Here is a 20065-nt window from a genome sequence, read left to right as displayed (position 1 = left end):
TGACTCGTATCGGTTGACGCGTCGCAAAACAATGCTCGTCTAGCTCTTCCGTTCCCATTCCGCGAACAAAAGATGACGACGCTTCGAAATTTGCCGTGATCGTCTAACAGTTTGAGATAAAAGGTGAAATGTCAGCGTTGCGGCAAAATCATGGCAGCTCGAAAGCACTGCCACAATTTTAATCAGCAAGACCCTGGGCACGACGTCTAAAGTCGTGTGCAGGCATTCAGCAAGGTCAAACGCAAATATAACCGGTAGAGGCACTTGGAGCGCCCGTGCGTGCCCTGGGAACGCTAAGCGACGCTCCAAGCCCTTGAATCTAGGCCGGTATTCTGACGACCACCTCGGCACTATCTCCGGCTTTTGGCTCGAAGGACGAAGATTTGGTCTTCGTGCCATTCACTTCAAGTGAGATGGCCCGGGCCTTTTTGTCGCGGACGACGCGTACCTTGATCTCGGCGCCCAGCATCTTCAGAGTTGCCGAATAGCCGTCCCAATGGCTAGGAAGCCTCGGCGTGAACTGGAGGCGCTGTCCGCGGCGCTCTATGCCGAGAATGCTCTCGACCGCGGCGCGATAAAGCCAGCCCGCCGACCCGGTATACCAGGTCCAGCCGCCGCGGCCGCCCTTGTCTTGCCCGGAATAAACATCGGCCGCGACGACATAAGGTTCCACGCGGTAGCGCTCTGCCGCGGCTTCATCGCGCGCATGGTAGACCGGATTGAGCATTGAAAGGCAGCGGTAGGCATCGTCGGTGCGGCCCATTTCGGCGAGCGCAATGACGAACCATGTTGCCGCGTGCGTGTATTGGCCGCCGTTTTCACGGACCCCCGGCGGATAGCTCTTGATGTAGCCCGGGTCCTTTTCCGTCTTCGAGAAGGGCGGGGTGAACAGTTTGACGATGTTGAGGTCGTCGTCGACGAGCGCTTTCATCGCCTGCGCCATTGCCGTGGTCGACCGCGCCGGGTCGCCCTCGCCCGAAAGCACGCTCCAGGACTGGGCGATCGAGTCGATCTTGCACTCGTCCGACTTGCGCGAGCCGAGCGGCGTGCCGTCGTCGAAACTGCCGCGCCGATACCACTCGCCATCCCAGGCGGTGCTTTCCAGCGCCCGTTTCAGCACCTCGGCGTGCTTCGTCCAGGCCTGCACGCGCTTGGCATCGCGCTCAGCCTTGGCGACAGCGGCAAAGTCGCCCAGCGTCTTCAGCAGGAACCAGCCCAGCCACACGCTCTCGCCCTTGCCGTGCTCGCCGACGCGGTTCATGCCGTCGTTCCAGTCGCCGCCGAGGATCAGCGGCAGCCCGGCTGGGCTGCTGCGCTTGACGGCAAGATCGAGCGCCCGCGCGCAATGGTCGTAGAGCGAGGCTGTCTTCTTCGAGATTTCCGGGATGAAGAAAGCATCGTGCTCGCCTTCGCCCAGCGCCTGCCCTTCGATGAAGGGCAGTTGCTCCTTTAGGATCGCGGTGTCGCCGGTCACCAGCAGGTAACGGGCCGTGGCGTGGGCCAGCCAGACCACGTCGTCCGAGATCATGGTGCGGACGCCGGCCTCGGTGCGCGGCAGCCACCAATGCTGCACGTCGCCTTCGGGAAATTGCCGCCGCGCCGCGTTGAGGATCTGATCACGCGCCAGCTTGGGGTCATGCGCCAGCAAGGCCAAGGTATCCTGCAGCTGATCGCGGAAGCCGAAGGCACCGCTCGCCTGATAGAACGCAGAGCGGGCACGGATGCGGCAGGCCAGGCTCTGATAGGGCAGCCAGTGATTGACCATAGCGTCGAGTGCCTTGTCCGGCGTCTCGACCTGGATGGTGTCGAGAAAGCCGCGCCATGTGCGCTCGTTGTCGGCCAGCCGCTGATCGAAATCCCTTGAGCGATGGGTCTGCACCAGCGCGCTGGCCGCCTCGGGCGAGGCCGCGTCGCCGAGCAGCCAGAGCAGCGTGACGTCGCCGCCGGCAGCGATGTCGATGTCGCGTGCGATGGCCGCGCAGGGATCGTCGCCGGCCTCGATACGGCCGGACAGGCCGGCGCCGCTCAGCACGGCATGCGGAAACTCGCTCGTGCCTTGCCTGCCGATGAACTCGCCGCGATCGGCGGTGACCGAATGCACAGCACCGTCGGCGGCCAGAAAGGCGATCCGCTCGCCGAAATCGAGCCCATAGGGATTTTGCGCCAGCAATGCGCCGGTTGCGGCATCCCTCGACGGAACGATGCTTGCAGCGGTGCGCGAGCGATGGCCGCCAAGAACCCATTCCGCATAGGCGTAGACGCGCAGCCGCATCGGCACCGAACCCGAATTCTGGATGCGCAGCCGCGATATCTTCACCGGATCGACGGGATCGACGACATGGGTCAGGTCCATCGACAGCGGCCCGCGTTTTGAGCGGAACGTCGAAAAACCCTGCCCGTGCCAGGTTTCGTAGGTCATTGTCGGATCACGCACCACGGCAGCCATTGGCGAGAACGCCCTGCCACTGGCGTGATCGTAGATGTAGATGCCCTCGCCCGGCCGGTTGGTGACCGGATCGTTCGACCATGGCGTCAACTGATAGTCGCGGCTGTTGCGGCTCCAGGTGAAGGCAGCGCCTTCAGCCGAAATATGGAACCCGAACGATGGGTTGGAGATGACGTTGATCCACGGCTGCGGCGTTGTGCGCCGGCCGGCAAGACGCACGACGTAGTGGCGTCCGTCGCCGTCGAAGCCGCCGAAACCGTTCCATTGCTCGAGCCCGCTGCCGTCGACGCGGCCCTCGATCAGTGCCTGGGCGGCCGATGCTTGCGACGTCGGCACAGGCAAGGACGGCTCGCGAAGCGCTGCAAGGTCTGCCGGCTGGAGGGCGGCGTCCCGCGCCTGCAGTGCCGCGGCCTCGGCGCGCTCGATCTGGTCGAAGATGGTGCCGTTGCGCGTATGCAGCACCACCCGAGCGACGGCGAGCAAGGTCCTGTAGGTCGTTTCCTCCATCAGATCGCGGCGCACTGCGAAGATGTGCTGGCGGGGTCCGAGTTCCTTGCCGCGCAACCGGCTGTTTTCGCACAGCGTCTCCACCGCGCGCTGCAGGTCCTGCACGTAGGATGACGCCTGCTCGTTGACGACGACAAAATCAATCATCATGCCGCGGGCGCGCATGTATTCCTGGAAGCGAAGCGCCTGGGCGACGATCTCCAGATCGGCGACATCGGCGATCCTGACCAGGAAAATCGGAAAATCGCCGGATATGCTGGTCGGCCACAGGCTGGACTGCCTGCCGAGCCCGGAGACGATGGATTCGCCCGGAAGGCGCAGGAACGGATCGGGATAGATCAGATAGCGCGCCAGCTTCTGCACATTGGCGGCGTCGGACAGGCTGAGGCCAAGGTGCCGGGTCTGCACCTGCGAGCGCGTCCAGGCGAGCATCGCCTGGCGGGCGAAGCTTTCGGGATGGTCGAGCCGTGCGATGGCGGCATCCAATTCGGCGCGATGAGTACCGACGACGGTCCAGAACGTCAGCGAAATCTTCTTGTTGGCCGGCACGCGCACCTGCCGGCGAAGCGATGCGATCGGATCCAGGGTGAAGCCGGAATGGCCGCCAAGCTTGGCGCCGGGATCAAAGGCAGCCGCTTCGGTGATGGTGCGGCCGCGGCCGATGAAGGCGCGCCTGTCGGTTTCCGCCTCGGCATCTCGCGCCGATCCAGACGGGTCGGTGACGAAATGCACTATGGTAACGTCGGGTTCGTCCTTTTCGCGCTTGCGCCTGGTGGCGAAGATCGCGCCGTTGTTCGGCGCGATCTCGGTTTCCACGAACATCTTCGAAAAAGCCGGATGGGCATTATCCGAGGGCTCGGAGCCCAGCACCAGTTCGGCAAACGAGGTTACTTCGATATGCCGGTCGGCGGGGCCATCATTGTGGAGCGTCACCCGTCGGCCCTCACCATTGCCTTCCGAGATGACGATGCACTCGACTTCCGAACGCAGCGATCCAATCGATTTGACGAAGCTCGCCTTGTCGTCGGAGAACAGCGTCTGCGCACGCTCGCCGGCGGCGCGCTTCGGCTCGGCGGTGGCCGACCACCAGTCGCCGTTGCTGGCGTCGCGCAGGAAAATATAGGAACCAAGGCGGTCCTCGGTCGGATCCGGCTGCCAGCGCGTGACGGCAAGTTCGCCCCAGCGGCTGTACCCGGAGCCGGTGGCGGTCACCATGACCGAATAGCGGCCATTGGACATGACACTGGTCGAGCGGAGCGCCCTGAGCGGATCGAGCACGATGCGGGTATCCGGGCTTTCCAGCTCGGTCTCGTCCTTCGAGCGCTCGTCGGCCTCGGTCCTGACGGTCGCAGTCGGGATGTCGCGCGGCGCCCTTTCCTGCAGCAGCAATTCGGCCGACTCGATCACCGGATCGCTGTGGAAGCGGTCGCGCAGGCGCCCTTCGAAGATCGCATCGGCAACTGCGGCAATCGACATGCCGGAGTGGTGGGCCATGTAGTTGAGCACGACGGCGTGGTCGGTGCCCTCGGGGACGCGTTGCGGCGTGAAATCCACCGCATCGTAAAAACCGTGCCGGCCCAGTGCGCCCAGCCGCCTCAGCCTGGCCAGGTTCTGCACGGATTCATGCGGCGTGAACTGCGCTGCCAGCACGGTCGCGTAAGGCGCGATCACCGTGTTTTGGCCAAGGCCGCGCTTCAGGCCGAGCCCGGGCACGCCGAAATTGGTGTACTGGTAGGTCAGTTCACGGTCGCGGGCGTTGTAGGCCGCTTCCGAAATCCCCCAGGGAACGTTCTTCGAACGGCCATACTGGATCTGGCGCTTGATGATGAGCTTGCTGGTCTGGTTAAGAATGCTGCCTTGCGGCTCCTTCATCACCAGCGGCGGCATCAGATATTCGAACATCGAGCCGGACCAGGACATCAGTGCGCCCTGGAAGCCGATCTCGACGATCGGCCGGCCGAGCCGGAACCAGTGCTCGGTCGGCAAATCGCCCTTGGCGATGGCGAACAGGCTGGTCAGCCGCGCCTCGGACGCCAAAAGGTCGTAGCAGCTTTCGTCGAGCTGATGCTCCTCGACCCGGTAACCGATCGACAGGAGCTTGCGCTCGGGCCGCATCAGGAACGAGAAATCCATCTCGAAGGCGAAGCGGCGCGTGCGCTCGCGCAAGGTCAGAAGCTTGGCCCGCAACGCCGCGACCGCGTTTTCGTCGCTGTGCGCGTCGTGCACATGCGCCTCGCAGGTGGCTTCGAGCCTGGCCGCCCAATCGGCGATGGTGTCGCTCTGGGTCGACGCGGCCTCGGTGTGGATGGCTGTCGCGAGCTTGCGTATCTCGCCGGCCAGGACGGCCAGGTTGATGGTACGGATCGACGCCATCTCCGGCTGCGCCTTGATCAATTCGACCGCCCGCCGCATGCCGTCGAGACGGTCGGCGAGCCGCTGGCGCAAGGGCCGCAATTGACGCCGGTCGTCGGGCAGTTCCTCAAGGCTTTCGTCGAGGATGGTGACGGTGTCGAGGATGCCTTCGAAGTCGCCCTGCACATGCACCGACGGCGCTTCGGCCCATTCGGCGCAGGCAGCGGCCACGGCCACCAGATGGCCGGCGAGATTGCCGCTGTCGACCGCCGAAATGTACAGCGGGTAGAGAGGCTTCAGGGTCGTCGTGTCGTACCAGTTGAAGAGATGGCCGCGGTCGCGCGGCATGCTCTCGATAGTCGACATGGTCGCGTCGATGCGGTTGACGGCGTCGGAGAGGCTGATCCAGCCGAAATCGCGTGCCGAAATCACCGACAGCAGGTAGACGCCGATATTGGTCGGCGAGGTGCGGGGCGCCACCACGGGGGCCGGGCTTTCCTGGAAATTATCCGGCGGCAGATGGTGATGCTCGGCCGTCACGAAGGTCTCGAAATAGTGCCATGTACGCCGCGCCACGGTGCGCAGCGCGTGGATGTCGGCGGCCGATATGCGCAGGCGGTCCTCGGTTTCGGCCGAACGGCTGATCCAGCAGGCGATGGCGGGCGAGCCGATCCAGAACAAGGCAAAGAAGAAGGCGACGAAGGCGCCGGTGGAATCGGCCAGCACCGGGACAGCGAGGCCGACGACGCCGATGATCACCGCGCCGTACATGATGCTGTAGTAGGAGCCGAGATCGTTGTCGCCGCCCTTGTGTGCCTGCGAGGCGGTGCGCCATTCGAGCAGGTTCTGGCGGCTGACGAACAGGCGGTAGAGCGTGCGGATGATCGCGTCGCCCATCATCCAGGCAAGATGCGCCATCAGCACGATCTTCAGCGCCACCAGAGCGGTGCCGAAGGCAACGTCGCGTGCCAGTGCCGAGAAATGGCCGCGCGGCGTCTGATCGCCGCTCTTCGGCAGGATGGCGTTGACGATGTCGAAAGTGGGCGCCATGAACAGCGTAAGGATCAGCAGCGCCTGCCATTGCGCGGCCTGCGTGAAGGGCAGCAACGTCCAGCCGGCGATCGCGGCCATCACCCAGAAGATCGGCGTCACCGAGCGGCGCAGATTGTCCACCATCTTCCAGCGCGACAGCGCCGGCACGTTTGAGCGTGGGCCAAGGATGAAGCCCAGAAGCTGCCAGTCGCCGCGTGCCCAGCGATGGTGGCGCGACGCATCGACCGAATAGCGGGTCGGATAGTCCTCGACCAGTTCGACGTCGGTGACCAAGGCCGAGCGCGCCAGGGCGCCTTCGAGCAGATCATGGCTGAGGATGGTGTTTTCCTCGATGCGACCCTTCAGCGCCGCCTCGAAGGCGTCGACATGGTAAAGACCCTTGCCGGTGAAGGAACCGTCGCCGAAGATGTCCTGGTAGAGGTCCGACACGGCAAAGACGTACGGATCGAGCCCGCGATTGGCGGAAAAGACACGCTGAAAGAACGACGCCTCGTCGCCACTGGTCAGCGACGCGGTGATGCGCGGCTGCAGGATGGAATAACCTGCCGTAACCTCGCGCCGTGCGACATCGAAATGCGGACGGTTGAGCGGGTGGCAAAGCTTGCCGGCCAGCGCAGCGACGGCGTCGCGGGTGGTGCGGGTGTCGGCGTCCAGCGTCATCACGTGGACGACGCTCTCCGGCAATGGCACTTCCAACGGCAGGAAGGTGGTGTCGCTGTCTCCGCGCAGCAGAAGGTTCAATTCGTGCAGCTTGCCGCGCTTGCGCTCCCAGCCCATCCAGACGCCTTGCGACGCGTTGTAGAGCCGGCGCCGATGCAGCAGATAAAAGCGCGGCGCCCCTTCCGAGGGATAGCGGGCGTTCAGCCTGGCGATTTCGGCGCGGGCGAATTCGAGGATTTCGACATCCGCCGTATCGATCTCGGTCTTGGAGTCCGGCCAGTCGGAAAGCAGCGCGAAATAGACTTCGCCCGCCGTGTTGGCGAGGTGATGCACCTCGATGTTGCGGATGTTCTCCTCGACATCGTCGCGCGAGCCGATCAGCGACGGCACCACCACCAGCGTGCGCGCCTCGGGCGGCACACCGTGCCTGAAATCATAGCCGATGAGACGCGTCGGCTTCAAAAACAGCGAGACGACGGTGTTGAAGAACGCGAGCGCGCCTTCGCTGGCCGGCACCGCGAACAGGGCCAGCATCAGGACGATCGACGGCACCGACAGGCCGAGATTGGCAAGCGCATTGCCGGAAACGACCAGAAGCAGGACCGTCAGCGCAAACACCGGCACGACAATGCCCAGCCATCCGGTCTTGCGGAAGGTCCGGTTGAGCGTCTTGCCGATGGTCGGCCGGTAGCCGATCGACCGCTCGAGCTCCTGCCGGCGCGGGCCGACCAGAAAGAAGCCGACGTCGGTGTGAGCGATCGGACCGGTTTCGGAGCCCGGTGCAGCGGCAGCATGGCCGGCGAGCTCGATCGCCCTTTCGGCAACGCGAAATTCGGAGAGATCGGAACGGCGCGCCAGCTCCTCGATCGCAGTCCGGTACTGGTCGCGCGAAAAGAAATCGAGCGCGGCGAAATCGGTGCGTTCGCGCAGCAAGGTGTCGATGCGGCTGACGCCCTCGAACCACACCGTCCAGTCGATGTCGTTGATCAGGCGCAGGCCGCGGATGATGTTGCCGGTGGTCACGTTGCCGCTGGACAGCGTGTGGTGCTCGCTGAGGATGATCTCCTCGGCGTCGGAGCCGGTCCGTTCCAGCTCGCCCTCCAGCCATTCCAGCGCCCTGCCGGCATTTTGCGAGCCGTCACGCAGCCGGTAGAGCAACTGGGTGGCGAAGGTGGTGTCCTGCGCATGGGCGCTGTAGTGGGAAAGTATCGCCTGCCGGTCGGCGCTGTCGTCCGTCGCCAGCACACGGTCGGCGACCTCGTTGGCGATCTGGCGCAGTTCCCGCGTGCGATTGACGCGGACCGCGATCCGGCGAAGGTTCTCGATCAGGACGAAGCGCAGCAGCGACGGCAGCGCCCATAATTCGCCGATCTTCAGCGGCTCGACGGACTGGAAGCCTTCGACAATCGCCTTGAACATGGCCGACGAGACGGAACTGTCGGAATGCGCGACATAGGTCCACGCGACCGCCAGTGCGCGCGGCACGCTGGATCCGTCGGACAGTTTCAGCGTCGGCAACTGACGGTAGAAGCGGCGCGGCAGGTCGCGCTTGACCTGAAAAATGGTCTCCTCGACCAGGTAGTTGTTGTCGAGCAGCCACTGCGCCGCGGGCGTGATCGTTTCGCCCCTCGCCTGGGCAGCGTTGGTGGAACGGTAGACATCGAGAATTTTCCTGGCGCTGTCGCGGATGCGGGCCTGAAAATCGAAAGGCGTCAGACCGAACAAGTCCTTGGCATCGCCATTGGCAAGGGCTGCGCCCAAAGCGCGCAGCCGATCTTCCGGCAGGAAATTGGAGCGTATCGGCTCGTCGGTGACAGCCGGGAAGCTGGCGCTCGTCTTTTCGATCTGTGCGAGATTGGTCTGGATATTCATCTAAGGTTCCGTGTTGGGGACGCAGTGCGGCGTCACCGCCACGGCAATGTCCCTAAAACCGGTCCAAATGCAATTGGTTGCATCGCAACACTTGGCCGAAAGTTTGTTTCCGCACCACGACAAGATGCCGTCTTTCGACAACTTCCAGGCGAGCACTATGAGCATCGTTTCGGCTTCTGATCGGCGGAAGATTCAGGCTTTTTCGTGATGCAGCGACCAGCTTACGCGATATTTGGCCGGCGTCACGATCATGTTTGGAAACAGACGTTAATCGTTGCCGGCAATGCGGTCGATGCGGATCACGAACAGCATGGCCGGCCGGACCGGATCCAGGCGCAGTTCCGGCGCTTGCGCCCCGAGCAACAGCGCGTCGAGCGGCCCAAGTTGCATGGGCGCCGCGCCGGCCACGCTGAGTTCGCCGTCGACGCACAGGATGAGTGTTTCATCGGCTTCGGCCTGGATCTCCGTCGGAGCCGAAATCAGCAGGCGCTCGACCGTGTGGATCGCCCGGGCGCGGCGGGTCATGACGTTGAGGTCGGTGATCGGACCGGCGATCAGCGTGGCTTGCGTCGGCACGTCGGCCGGAAAGGCAAGCGGTGCGGAAGCCTTGGTGATTTCAACCGGTAGCCGGCCGGCGATGTCGAGGATCATGCCCTCGCCTTCCAGCAACGCCAAGGTCCGGTCGACGCCGGCAAATCCGGAAAATGGGCCGCCGCCCTCGACCAGCGCCATCGAGACGCGCCAGTCGAAATCGTCGAGCCCGGCACCTGGCGGCGAGACGGCAATCTCCGTCGTCACCCCGCCGCCGTTCTTCCACGGCATCGACCGGTATTCGGCTGCCCGAAGGATGTGCAAGGCGCGGCTCAGCCCAAAATGCCGGGCAGGTTGAGCTGGTTCTCCCGGGCGCACTCGATCGCGATGTCATAGCCGGCATCGGCGTGGCGCATGACGCCGGTCGCCGGATCGTTCCACAGAACCCGCTCCAGGCGCTTGGCCGCCTCGGGCGTGCCGTCGGCGACGATGACCATGCCGGCATGCTGCGAAAAGCCCATGCCGACGCCGCCGCCGTGGTGCAGCGACACCCAGGTGGCGCCGGACGCGGTGTTGAGCAAGGCGTTGAGCAACGGCCAGTCGGAGACGGCATCGGAGCCGTCCTTCATCGCCTCCGTCTCGCGGTTCGGCGAGGCGACCGAGCCGGAATCGAGGTGATCGCGGCCGATGACCACCGGCGCTTTCAGTTCGCCCCTGGCGACCATCTCGTTGAAGGCGAGGCCGAGCCGGTGGCGATCGCCAAGCCCAACCCAGCAGATGCGCGCCGGCAGGCCCTGGAAGGCGATGCGCTCACGCGCCATGTCGAGCCAGTTGTGCAGATGGGTGTTGCCGGGGGTCAGCTCGCGCACCTTGGCGTCGGTCTTGTAGATATCCTCGGGATCGCCGGAAAGCGCTGCCCAGCGGAACGGGCCGATGCCGCGGCAAAACAGCGGACGGATGTAAGCCGGCACGAAACCCGGGAAGGCAAAAGCATTCTCGAACCCCTCCTCCTTCGCCACCTGGCGGATGTTGTTGCCGTAGTCGAGCGTCGGCACGCCGGCATTCCAGAACGCCACCATCGCCTCGACATGCTCGCGCATCGACGCGCGGGCAGCTTTTTCGACGGCCTTCGGGTCGGAGGTGCGTTTCTCGCGCCAATCGGCCAGCGACCAGCCCTTGGGCAGATAGCCATTGAGCGGGTCATGCGCCGAGGTCTGATCGGTGACGATGTCGGGGCGCACGCCGCGCCGCACCAGTTCCGGCAGGATGTCGGCGGTGTTGCCGACCAGGCCAACCGATTTCGCTTCACCGGCTTTGGTCCAGCGCTCGATCTTTTCGAGCGCCTCGTCAAGGGTGTCGGCGCGCTCATCGACATAGCGGGTGCGCAACCGGAAATCGATGCGATCGGGATCGCATTCGACGGCCAGGCAGCAGGCGCCGGCCATCACCGCGGCGAGTGGCTGGGCACCGCCCATGCCGCCGAGGCCGCCGGTCAGGATCCATTTGCCCCTGAGATTGGCGCCATAATGCTGGCGGCCGGCCTCGACGAAGGTCTCGTAGGTGCCCTGCACGATGCCTTGCGTGCCGATGTAGATCCACGAGCCGGCCGTCATCTGGCCGTACATCATCAGGCCCTTTTTATCGAGCTCGTTGAATTTCTCCCATGTCGCCCAGTGCGGCACGAGATTCGAGTTGGCGATCAGCACACGCGGGGCGTCAGGATGCGTGCGGAACACGCCGACCGGCTTGCCCGATTGCACCAACAGCGTCTCGTCGTCGCCAAGCGTCTTCAGCGAGGCAACGATGCGGTCGAAATCGTTCCAGGTGCGCGCCGCCCGGCCGATGCCGCCATAGACCACCAACTCGTTGGGGTTTTCGGCGACGTCTGGGTCGAGATTGTTCATCAGCATGCGCAACGGCGCTTCCGTCAGCCAGGTGCGGGCGTTGAGCTCGCTGCCGCGCGGGCTGCGCACTTCACGGATGTTGTGGCGAGGATCGGTCATGATTGTTCCTTTCGAGTGAGGTGCACCGCGCGTCAGCGTTCGGCCCAGGCGATCGCGGTTTCCAGGATCTTCTTCAGCGTGACGCGGATCGGCGCCGCGAATTCGGCCTCGTAAGGCACCGGCCAGTTAGCCGGTTCGCCCTTGCCTTCGGGCTCGCGCATATAGCCGCGGTTGGAGAGTTCCATCTGCAGCGCGTGGACGCCGGCTTGCGGCTGGCCGAAATGGCGTGTGATCCAGCCGCCCTTGAAGCGGCCGTTGACGACGTAGCTCTCGCCGGTTTCGGCGAGGATCTGGCCAACCGTCGCTTGCAGCGTCGGATCGGCGCTCTTGCCGTCATTGGTGCCGAGATTGAAGACCGGCAATTTGCCTTCGAAAAGGCGCGGCAGCACCGAGCGGATCGAATGGCAGTCATAGACGACGACCTTCCCATGCAAAGCGTGCAGCCTGTCGATCTCAGCCTGCAGGGCGGCATGATAGGGTACGAAGAACTTCTCGCGGCGCTCGTCGATCTCAGACGGCCCCGGCTCTTCACCCTTGCGGTAGAGCTGATCGCCGTCAAAGGTCTCTGTCGGGCAGAGCCCGGTCGTCGTCTGGCCGGGATAGAGCGAAACGCCGGACGGATCACGGTTGACGTCGATAACGGTGCGCGAAATCGCCGTATGCACGACCGTCGCGCCGAGGCTCTCGGCGAAGTCATAAAGCTTGTCGATCCACCAGTCGGCGTCACGGCGGCCGAGCCAGGGCGAGACCAGCCGGCTGTCGAGGCCGGCGAGATCGATGCCGGTATGCGGGATCGAAACCAGCAGGGGTGCTGTGCCTTGGGTGACGGTGAGCCAGGAGGGTGAGGTCATCGGAAGTCTCCGCGCGAAGGAACGCGACTTTGCAATCGTCCTTGAACACCGACTTCGGTTTTTATCGCTCGCAACGCATTTTGTTCTTGCTTTGTGCCGGCAGCTATGCTACTAAATTCGGTATGGTGCTGATTCGGCCCGACGACCCGCCTTTGAGGCGGGTTTTTTGTTGCCGGGCTGAGGTTGGCGGGACAGCGCCCCACTCTGTCCTGCCGGACATCTCCCCCACGAGGGGGGAGATCGGTAGCTTCGCCGCTTCGCTCAATCCTGCAACGTTGGAGATTGGCGAAAGACTCGATGATGGCCAATCTCCCCCCTTGTGGGGGAGATGTCCGGCAGGACAGAGGGGGGCGCGACAGAACGCGGCCTGTGACGGTACACCGCCTCATGACGCAACGCCCGGCAGTTTCACCGCACCCGCGGCCTTCACCGCCGCGCCGCTGCGTATCATGGCGATGGCCTTCTCCATGTCGGGGTGGAAGTGCCGGTCGTTGTCGAGATGCGGCACCTCTGCCCTGACCAGCCGGCGCACCGCCTCCAGTGCCGCGCTCGAGGCCAGCGGTGCGTGGAAATCGCAGCCTTGCGCGGCGGCCAGCAATTCGATGCCGATGACGGCCGTCGCATTCTCGACCATGCCGATGAGGCGGCGCGCGCCATGCGCCGCCATCGAGACGTGGTCTTCCTGGTTGGCCGAGGTCGGGATCGAATCGACGCTGGCCGGATAGGCCTTTTGCTTGTTTTCAGAAACCAGTGCTGCCGCCGTGACCTGAGGGATCATGAAACCGGAATTCAGACCCGGCTTGGGCGTGAGAAAGGCCGGCATGCCCGACAGCGCCGGATCGACCAGCATAGCGATGCGCCGCTCCGACAGCGAGCCGATCTCGCAGACGGCGAGTGCGATCATGTCGGCGGCGAAGGCGACCGGCTCGGCATGGAAATTGCCGCCCGAAAGTGCGGAGTCGTCCTCGGCAAAGATCAGCGGATTGTCGGTGACGCCGTTGGCCTCGGTGCCGAGCGTCTCGGCGGCCTTGCGGAGCACGTCGAGCGCTGCGCCCATCACCTGCGGCTGGCAGCGCAGGCAATACGGATCCTGCACACGCTCGTCGCCGACGCGGTGCGATTCACGGATGGCGCTGCCGGCCATCAAATTGCGCAACGCCTCGGCCGTCTCGATCTGGCCGCGATGTTTCCTGAGCAGATGGATGCGTGGATCGAACGGAGCGTCGGAGCCCTTGGCGGCATCGGTCGACAGCGCGCCGGCGACCAGTGCCGACTGGTAGAGCACTTCCGCCTCGAACAAAGCGGCAAGCGCATAGGCGGTCGAAAACTGGGTGCCGTTGAGCAGCGCCAGGCCTTCCTTGGCACCCAGTGTCACCGGCTCCAGGCCGTGCGAAACGAAGGCGACCTTGGCGGGAAAGCGGCCATGCGGGGTAAAGCACTCGCCGACGCCGATCATCACGGCGGTCATGTGCGACAGCGGCGCAAGGTCGCCGGAAGCGCCGACCGAGCCTTGCGCCGGCACCACGGGGATAACGTCGTTGGCCAGCATCGCCTCGAGCAGTTCGATCGTCCGCGGCCGCACGCCGGAGGCGCCCTGTGCCAGGCTGGCCAGCTTCAGCGCCATCATCAGCCGGCAGATTGCGACGGGCATCGGCTCGCCGACGCCGGCGGCATGGGACAGCACGATGTTTCGCTGCAACGTTTCCAGGTCGGCGGCGGGGATGCGGACGCTGGCCAGCTTGCCGAAGCCGGTATTGATGCCATAGACCGGCTCGCCCTTGGCAACGATCCTGGCGACGGCCTCGGCGCTGGCCTTGATCTTCGGCCGGCAGGCATCGTCGAGCCTCAGTGCGGCGCCGCGATAGATGGCGCGCCAATCGGCCAGCGTGGCATTGCCCGGCCTTAGCTTGAGTTCGGTCATTGTCCCCTCCAGATGCGGGCATGCAGCGGGTTGAAGCCCATGCGGTAGACGAGTTCGGCCGGGCGCTCGACGTTCCAGATCGCCAGATCGGCCGATTTTCCGGCCTCCAGCGTGCCGGTCTGTCCAAGCAGCCCGAGCGCGCGGGCAGCCTCGCGGGTAACGCCGGCAAGGCATTCATCGACGGTCAGGCCAAACAATGTCGCGGCCATGTTCATGGTCAGCAGCAGCGAGGTCAGCGGCGACGTGCCGGGATTGTTGTCGGTGGCAACGGCCATCCTGACGCCATGCTGGCGAAACAAGGCGATCGGCGGCTTCTTGCTCTCGCGGATGAAGTAGTAGGCGCCGGGCAGGATGGTCGCCACGGTTCCGGCCTTCGCCATCGCCGCCGCACCGGCCTCGTCGGTGTATTCGAGGTGGTCGGCCGATAGCGCACCATAGCGCGCCGCAAGTTCGGCGCCGTGCAGATTGGACAGCTGGTCCGCATGAAGCTTGACCGGCAGGCCCGCCGCCTTCGCGGCATCGAACACGCGGGCGATCTGCTCCGGCCAAAAGGCAATGCCTTCGCAAAAACCGTCGACGGCATCGGCCAGGCCCTCGGCAGCGACGGCCGGCAAAATCTCGTTGGCGACAAGATCGATAAAGGCGTCCTTGTCGCCTTTTGCTTCGGGCGGCAGTGCATGAGCACCGAGGAAAGTGGTCCTGACCGTCACCGGCCGCTCACCGCCGAGCCGTCGTGCGGCGCGCAGCGACTTCTTCTCGTTTTCGAGGTCGAGACCGTAGCCGGATTTGATCTCGACGGTGGTGACGCCTTCGGCGATCAGCGCATCGAGGCGCGGCAGCGACTGGGCGACCAGCTCGTCCTCGCCGGCGGCGCGCAGTGCCTTGACCGAGGAAACGATGCCGCCGCCGGCCTTGGCAACCTCTTCATAGGTAGCGCCGGCCAGCCGCATCTCGAATTCATTGGCACGGTTGTCGGCGTGAACCAGATGGGTGTGGCAGTCGATCAGGCCGGGCGTAATCCAGCGGCCTTCGCAGTCGGTCGCCTCGGCGTCTTTGCCAAGTGCTCTGGGGCGGAGCGCTGCCGGCATGTCGGCTTCCGGCCCGGCATAGACGATCCGGCCATTGCGCACGGCGATTGCACCGTGCTCGACAACGCCTGACCCGGGGCTGCTTTCGGCCATGGTCGCGAGGCGCGCATTGCGCCAGAGGCGAACCTCCCCTGCCCGGCTTTTGCTCTCTGCAGCCATCATCTTTTCCGTTTCAATAGGTGACGATTATGTATATACATATGAAAAAGGCACTGCAAGCGCTATCATCGCACGGCAGACCGGGATTTGGAGAAAAACGTGACAGCAATCTTTGCAGAACAGGCGCTTCTGCCCGACGGCTGGCACAGCAATGTGCGGATCGTCATCTCCGACGGCAGGATCGCCACGGTCGAGGCGAATACCTCGCTCCTGCCCGGCGACGAGCGCCGTGCCATCCTTTTGTCCGGCATGCCGAACCTGCACAGCCATGCCTTCCAGCGCGGCATGGCCGGCCTTGCTGAATTGCGCGGCCCTTCCGCCGACAGTTTCTGGAGCTGGCGCGAGGTGATGTACCGTTTCGCGCTGTCGATGACGCCGGACCAGGTCGAGGCGGTCGCGGCCCAGCTTTATGTCGAGTTGCTGGAGGCCGGGTTCTCGCGCGTCGGCGAGTTTCACTATCTCCACCACGACCGTGATGGCCGGCCCTATGCTGACATCGCCGAGATGGCGCAGCGCATTGTTGCCGCAGCGTCCGAGACAGGCATCGGGCTGACTTTGCTGCCCGTGTCCTACGCGCATTCCTCTTTCGGCGGCGCTGCGCCAAATGAAGGCCAGCGCCGGTTCATCAACGATGTGAACCAGTTCTCGCGGCTTGTTGACAAATGCCGAGACTCCATTCGCGCGCTGAATCAAGGCGTCGTCGGCGTCGCCCCGCACAGCCTGCGTGCCGTGACACCGGAGGAACTGGAAAACATCACGGTGATGGTGCCGGAGGGGCCGATCCACATCCACATCGCCGAGCAGATGAAGGAGGTCGAGGACTGCCTTGCCTGGTCCGGCGCGCGGCCGGTCGAATGGCTGCTTGCCAACGCCAAGGTCGACCAGCGCTGGTGCCTCATCCACGCCACCCACATGACCGAGACCGAGACGACCGATTTGGCGAAAAGCGGCGCCGTTGCCGGCCTCTGTCCGATCACCGAGGCCAATCTCGGCGACGGCACCTTTGCCGCGTCCTTGTTCATGCAGCATGGCGGCCGCTTCGGCATCGGCTCGGATTCAAACGTACTGATCGGCCTGCCGGACGAGTTGCGGCAGCTCGAATATTCGCAGCGCCTCGCCCACCGCGCCCGCAACGTGCTGGCGGTGGCCGGCGGCTCGACCGGCCGTGCTTTGTTCGATGCCGCGCTCGATGGTGGCAGTGCCGCGCTGGGCGCCGGCCTCTCGCAGATCGCAGCAGGTGCCTCGGCCGATTTCGTCTCGCTCGACGGCAAGCATCCATCGCTGGCCGGCAAGACGGGCGATGCAATCCTTGATGCCTGGATTTTTGCCAACGGCACCAAGGTCGATTGCGTCTGGGTGCATGGCAAGAAACTGGTCAGCGGCGGCATGCATGCCAGGCGCGATGCCATCGCCGAGCGCTTCCGCAAGGTGATGACGGCGCTTTCGGCATGAGCATAATCGGGACAATAAGCGCGGATTCCGGAAGCGCGGACGGCGGCGAGGTTCTTTCGCTGCACCAGCGCATCCTGTCGGACATCAGCGAACGGATCCTGTCGGGTGCCTGGGCGCCCGGCCACCGCATCCCGTTCGAGCATGAACTGACGGCCGAATACAGATGTTCGCGCATGACAGTGAACAAGGCACTGTCGCAACTGGCCAAGGCCGGGCTGATCGAGCGCCGGCGTCGCTCCGGCAGTTTTGTCCGCCAGCCGCAGTCGCAGGCAGCCGTTCTCGAAATCCACGACATCCGGATCGAGGTCGAGGCACTTGGCCTGCCCTACCGCTACGAGCGCATGGCGCGAAACAGAAGGCGCAGCAGCGCCGACGACCGCGCCCTGCTGGAACTCGACGTCGCCGGGCCGGTGCTGGTGCTGGAATGCCGGCATTTCGCCGGCAAGCGGCCGTTCGCCCACGAGCAGCGGCTGATCAACCTGGCCGCCGTGCCGGAGGCTGCCGAAGAGGCGTTTTTCGACACGGCGCCCGGTCCGTGGCTGATCGGGCGCGTGCCGTGGAGTGCCGCCGAGCATCGCATTCGCGCGGTTGCCGCCGAAAAGCACATCGCGGCGGCGCTCGACATCCAGACCGGTGCGCCGTGCCTGGTGATCGAGCGGCGGACATGGAGCGCCGAGCACCCCGTCACCCATGTCCGCTTCACCTATGCGGCAGAGAACCACACGCTGGTGGCGCGGTTCACGCCGTCAAGGGGGTAACCCTCCCCCTCGAGGGGAGGGTCGCGGAGCAAATTGCCGCATGGCGGCATTTTGTGACGCGGGGTGGGGTCGGTGCAACCTCGCCGACGCCACCCCGTCTCGCAGTCTCCGCTTCGCTCCGACCACTCGCCGACCCTCCCCTCGAGGGGGAGGGTTAGGAGCCGTCTCTCAAATCGCCGCGGTAACAATAATCTCGACCAGATATTCCGGTCCGGCAAGCTTGGCTTCGCCGGTGGCGCGGGCCGGCGTGTTGCCTTGCGGTACCCATTTGTCCCACTCCGCGTTCATCTCGGCAAAGGTGCTCATGTCGGCCAGCCAGATGATCGCCTGCAGGATCTTGGTCTTGTCGGTGCCGGCCTTGGCCAGCAATTCGTCGATCGCCGCCAGAATGTCCCTGGTCTGGGCACCGACGTTTCCGCCCGGCTTGCCGACCTGACCGGCCAGATAGACGGTGTTGCCGTGGATGACGATCTGGCTCATGCGCGGGCCTACATCGATACGACGAATGCTCATTGGATATTCCTTCTCCTCTTGTCGCTGCGCCTGTTTAGGGGCCGGGTTCGCCGGGGGCAAGGCCGCTCGAGCGGAACTTCTTGAGCCAAGCCAAAGCACACAACAAGACGGCCCGGCCGCAATTCCGCCCGATTGGCTTGTTGACTAATGTAATAACATCACATATCGAATCCGCCCCTGCAGTACCGATCATCGCCCCATGGATCGTCACATGAGCCAAACCTGCCTGACCTTCCGCGACCTGACGCTGGGCTACAATAGCCATCCTGCGGTCCACCACCTCAATGGTACGATCCGCAAGGGATCGCTGACGGCGGTCGTCGGCGCCAACGGCTCCGGCAAGTCGACGCTGATGAAGGGCATTGTCGGCGTCCTGAAGCCGATGGCCGGCGCGGTGATCCGGGCGCCCGGCGTACGCGCCGCCTATCTGCCGCAGCAATCGGAGCTCGACCGCTCCTTTCCGGCCCGGGTCGTCGACCTGGTTTCGCTTGGCCTGTGGCCGCGGCGCGGCATGCTCGGCCGTTATACGAGGGAAGACCGCGACTCGGTCAGCAAGGCGCTGATGGCCGTCGGCCTCGGCGGCTTCGAGAAGCGCCCGATCGACACACTGTCGGGCGGCCAGCTGCAGCGCACGCTGTTTGCCCGCGTGCTGTTGCAGGATGCCGAGCTCATCCTGCTCGACGAGCCGTTCAACGCTGTCGATGCCAAGACGGTCGGCGACCTGATCGCGCTGATCAAGCGCTGGCACGGCGAGGAACGCACGATCATGGTTGTGGTCCACGATCTCGATCTGGTGCGGCAGAATTTCCCCGAAACACTGCTCCTGGCGCGCCAGCCGATCGCCTGGGGCGAGACCAGGGAGACGCTGCAGCCGGAGAATCTGTTGCGCGCGCGCCGCTTCCACGAAGCCTGGGAGGACAACGCGCCATGGTGTGAGCCCGGCGAGCATGATCACGAGCACGGTGGCCACGAGCACGGCCATGACCACGACCATTATCACGGCTCCGGGCCGAGGGCGGCATGATGGAGGTGCTTTACGGTCTGTTCGTCGCTCCTTTCGCCGACTACGCCTTCATGCAGCGGGCGCTTGCCGGTTCGATGATGCTGTCGCTCGGCGCCTGCCCGGTCGGCGTGTTCCTGATGCTGCGGCGCATGAGCCTGTCCGGCGACGCCATGGCGCATGCCATCCTGCCGGGTGCCGCCGCCGGCTTCCTGTTCTATGGCCTGGAGATCCTGCCGATGACCATCGGCGGACTGATCGCCGGCATCATCGTGGCGCTCGGCGCCGGCGCCGTCTCGCGCTTCACCATCCAGCGCGAAGACGCCTCCATGGCGGCCTTCTATCTGATTTCGCTGGCCATCGGCGTGCTCATGGTGTCGATCCGCGGCTCCAGCGTCGATCTCATGCATGTGCTGTTCGGCACCGTGCTGGCGCTCAACAACGAGGCGCTGACGCTGATCGGCGGCATCGTTGTGGTGACGCTGGTCAGCCTCGCCATCTTCTGGCGGGCGCTGGTCGCCGAATGCCTCGACCCTTTGTTCCTGCGCTCGGTCAGCCGGATGGGCAGCCCGGTGCATTTCATCTTTCTCGGCCTCGTCGTGCTCAACCTCGTCGGCGGCTTCCAGGCGCTCGGCACCTTGCTGTCGGTCGGGCTGATGATGCTGCCGGCAGCGGCGGCCCGCTTCTGGACCTCGCGCGTCGAGCCGATGTGCGTGCTGGCCACAGTAATCGGCTTTGCCTCCTGTATTGCCGGGCTGCTGTTGTCCTACCATGCGTCATTGCCGTCCGGCCCGGCCATCATCCTGTCCGCCGGCGTCGTCTATTTCGCCTCGATCCTGTTCGGCACGCGCGGCATCCTGCGCGCCCGCATCGTCCATCACCGCCACAGAACTGCCTGA

General features: G+C 64.7%; 11 protein-coding genes. 4 read left to right on the top strand and 7 right to left on the bottom strand.

Annotation, left to right across the window (positions count from 1 at the left end; translation table 11 throughout):
* Positions 1–319 precede the first annotated feature (319 nt).
* The 6 genes from NKH90_RS20050 to hutI form a co-directional block, all read right to left on the bottom strand.
* Positions 320–8890: a glycoside hydrolase family 94 protein gene (locus NKH90_RS20050; protein WP_352820533.1), complete on the bottom strand. Its 8571-nt coding sequence runs from the start codon at positions 8888–8890 to the stop codon at positions 320–322.
* Between the two features lie 267 nt (positions 8891–9157).
* The gene (locus NKH90_RS20045) at positions 9158–9745 is read right to left on the bottom strand and encodes a HutD/Ves family protein (RefSeq protein WP_352820531.1); all 588 of its coding nucleotides are present in this window, start codon (positions 9743–9745) and stop codon (positions 9158–9160) included.
* An 8-nt stretch (positions 9746–9753) separates the two neighbouring features.
* Entirely contained in the window at positions 9754–11424 is a 1671-nt protein-coding gene (gene hutU, locus NKH90_RS20040; protein WP_352820530.1) for a urocanate hydratase, read from the bottom strand.
* A gap of 32 nt (positions 11425–11456) precedes the next feature.
* Complete coding sequence (gene hutG / locus NKH90_RS20035; RefSeq protein ID WP_352771513.1) at positions 11457–12275, bottom strand: N-formylglutamate deformylase; 819 nt, start codon at positions 12273–12275, stop codon at positions 11457–11459.
* 385 nt (positions 12276–12660) lie between these two features.
* The gene (hutH, locus tag NKH90_RS20030) at positions 12661–14196 is read right to left on the bottom strand and encodes a histidine ammonia-lyase (protein WP_352473653.1); all 1536 of its coding nucleotides are present in this window, start codon (positions 14194–14196) and stop codon (positions 12661–12663) included.
* Entirely contained in the window at positions 14193–15443 is a 1251-nt protein-coding gene (gene hutI, locus NKH90_RS20025) for an imidazolonepropionase (protein ID WP_352820528.1), read from the bottom strand. Before hutI ends, hutH begins: the two co-directional genes overlap by 4 nt.
* A gap of 99 nt (positions 15444–15542) precedes the next feature.
* Here hutI and NKH90_RS20020 point away from each other — a divergent pair, with 99 nt between their 5' ends.
* Positions 15543–16895: a formimidoylglutamate deiminase gene (locus tag NKH90_RS20020; RefSeq protein WP_352820527.1), complete on the top strand. Its 1353-nt coding sequence runs from the start codon at positions 15543–15545 to the stop codon at positions 16893–16895.
* Positions 16892–17653: a histidine utilization transcriptional repressor HutC gene (gene hutC / locus NKH90_RS20015; protein WP_352820526.1), complete on the top strand. Its 762-nt coding sequence runs from the start codon at positions 16892–16894 to the stop codon at positions 17651–17653. Before NKH90_RS20020 ends, hutC begins: the two co-directional genes overlap by 4 nt.
* 168 nt (positions 17654–17821) lie before the next feature.
* On the opposite strand, the gene NKH90_RS20010 is transcribed toward hutC, so the two are convergent.
* On the bottom strand, positions 17822–18166 hold the full coding sequence (locus tag NKH90_RS20010; RefSeq protein WP_023674415.1) for a RidA family protein: 345 nt from the start codon (positions 18164–18166) through the stop codon (positions 17822–17824).
* 211 nt (positions 18167–18377) lie between these two features.
* Here NKH90_RS20010 and aztA point away from each other — a divergent pair, with 211 nt between their 5' ends.
* Both aztA and aztB read left to right on the top strand, forming a co-directional pair.
* Entirely contained in the window at positions 18378–19190 is an 813-nt protein-coding gene (gene aztA / locus NKH90_RS20005) for a zinc ABC transporter ATP-binding protein AztA (protein WP_352820524.1), read from the top strand.
* Entirely contained in the window at positions 19190–20065 is an 876-nt protein-coding gene (gene aztB, locus NKH90_RS20000; RefSeq protein WP_352457155.1) for a zinc ABC transporter permease AztB, read from the top strand. Before aztA ends, aztB begins: the two co-directional genes overlap by 1 nt.

This window comes from Mesorhizobium sp. M0898 (assembly GCF_040319695.1).
GTDB lineage: Bacteria > Pseudomonadota > Alphaproteobacteria > Rhizobiales > Rhizobiaceae > Mesorhizobium.
This window is presented reverse-complemented; position numbering and strand designations above follow the sequence as displayed.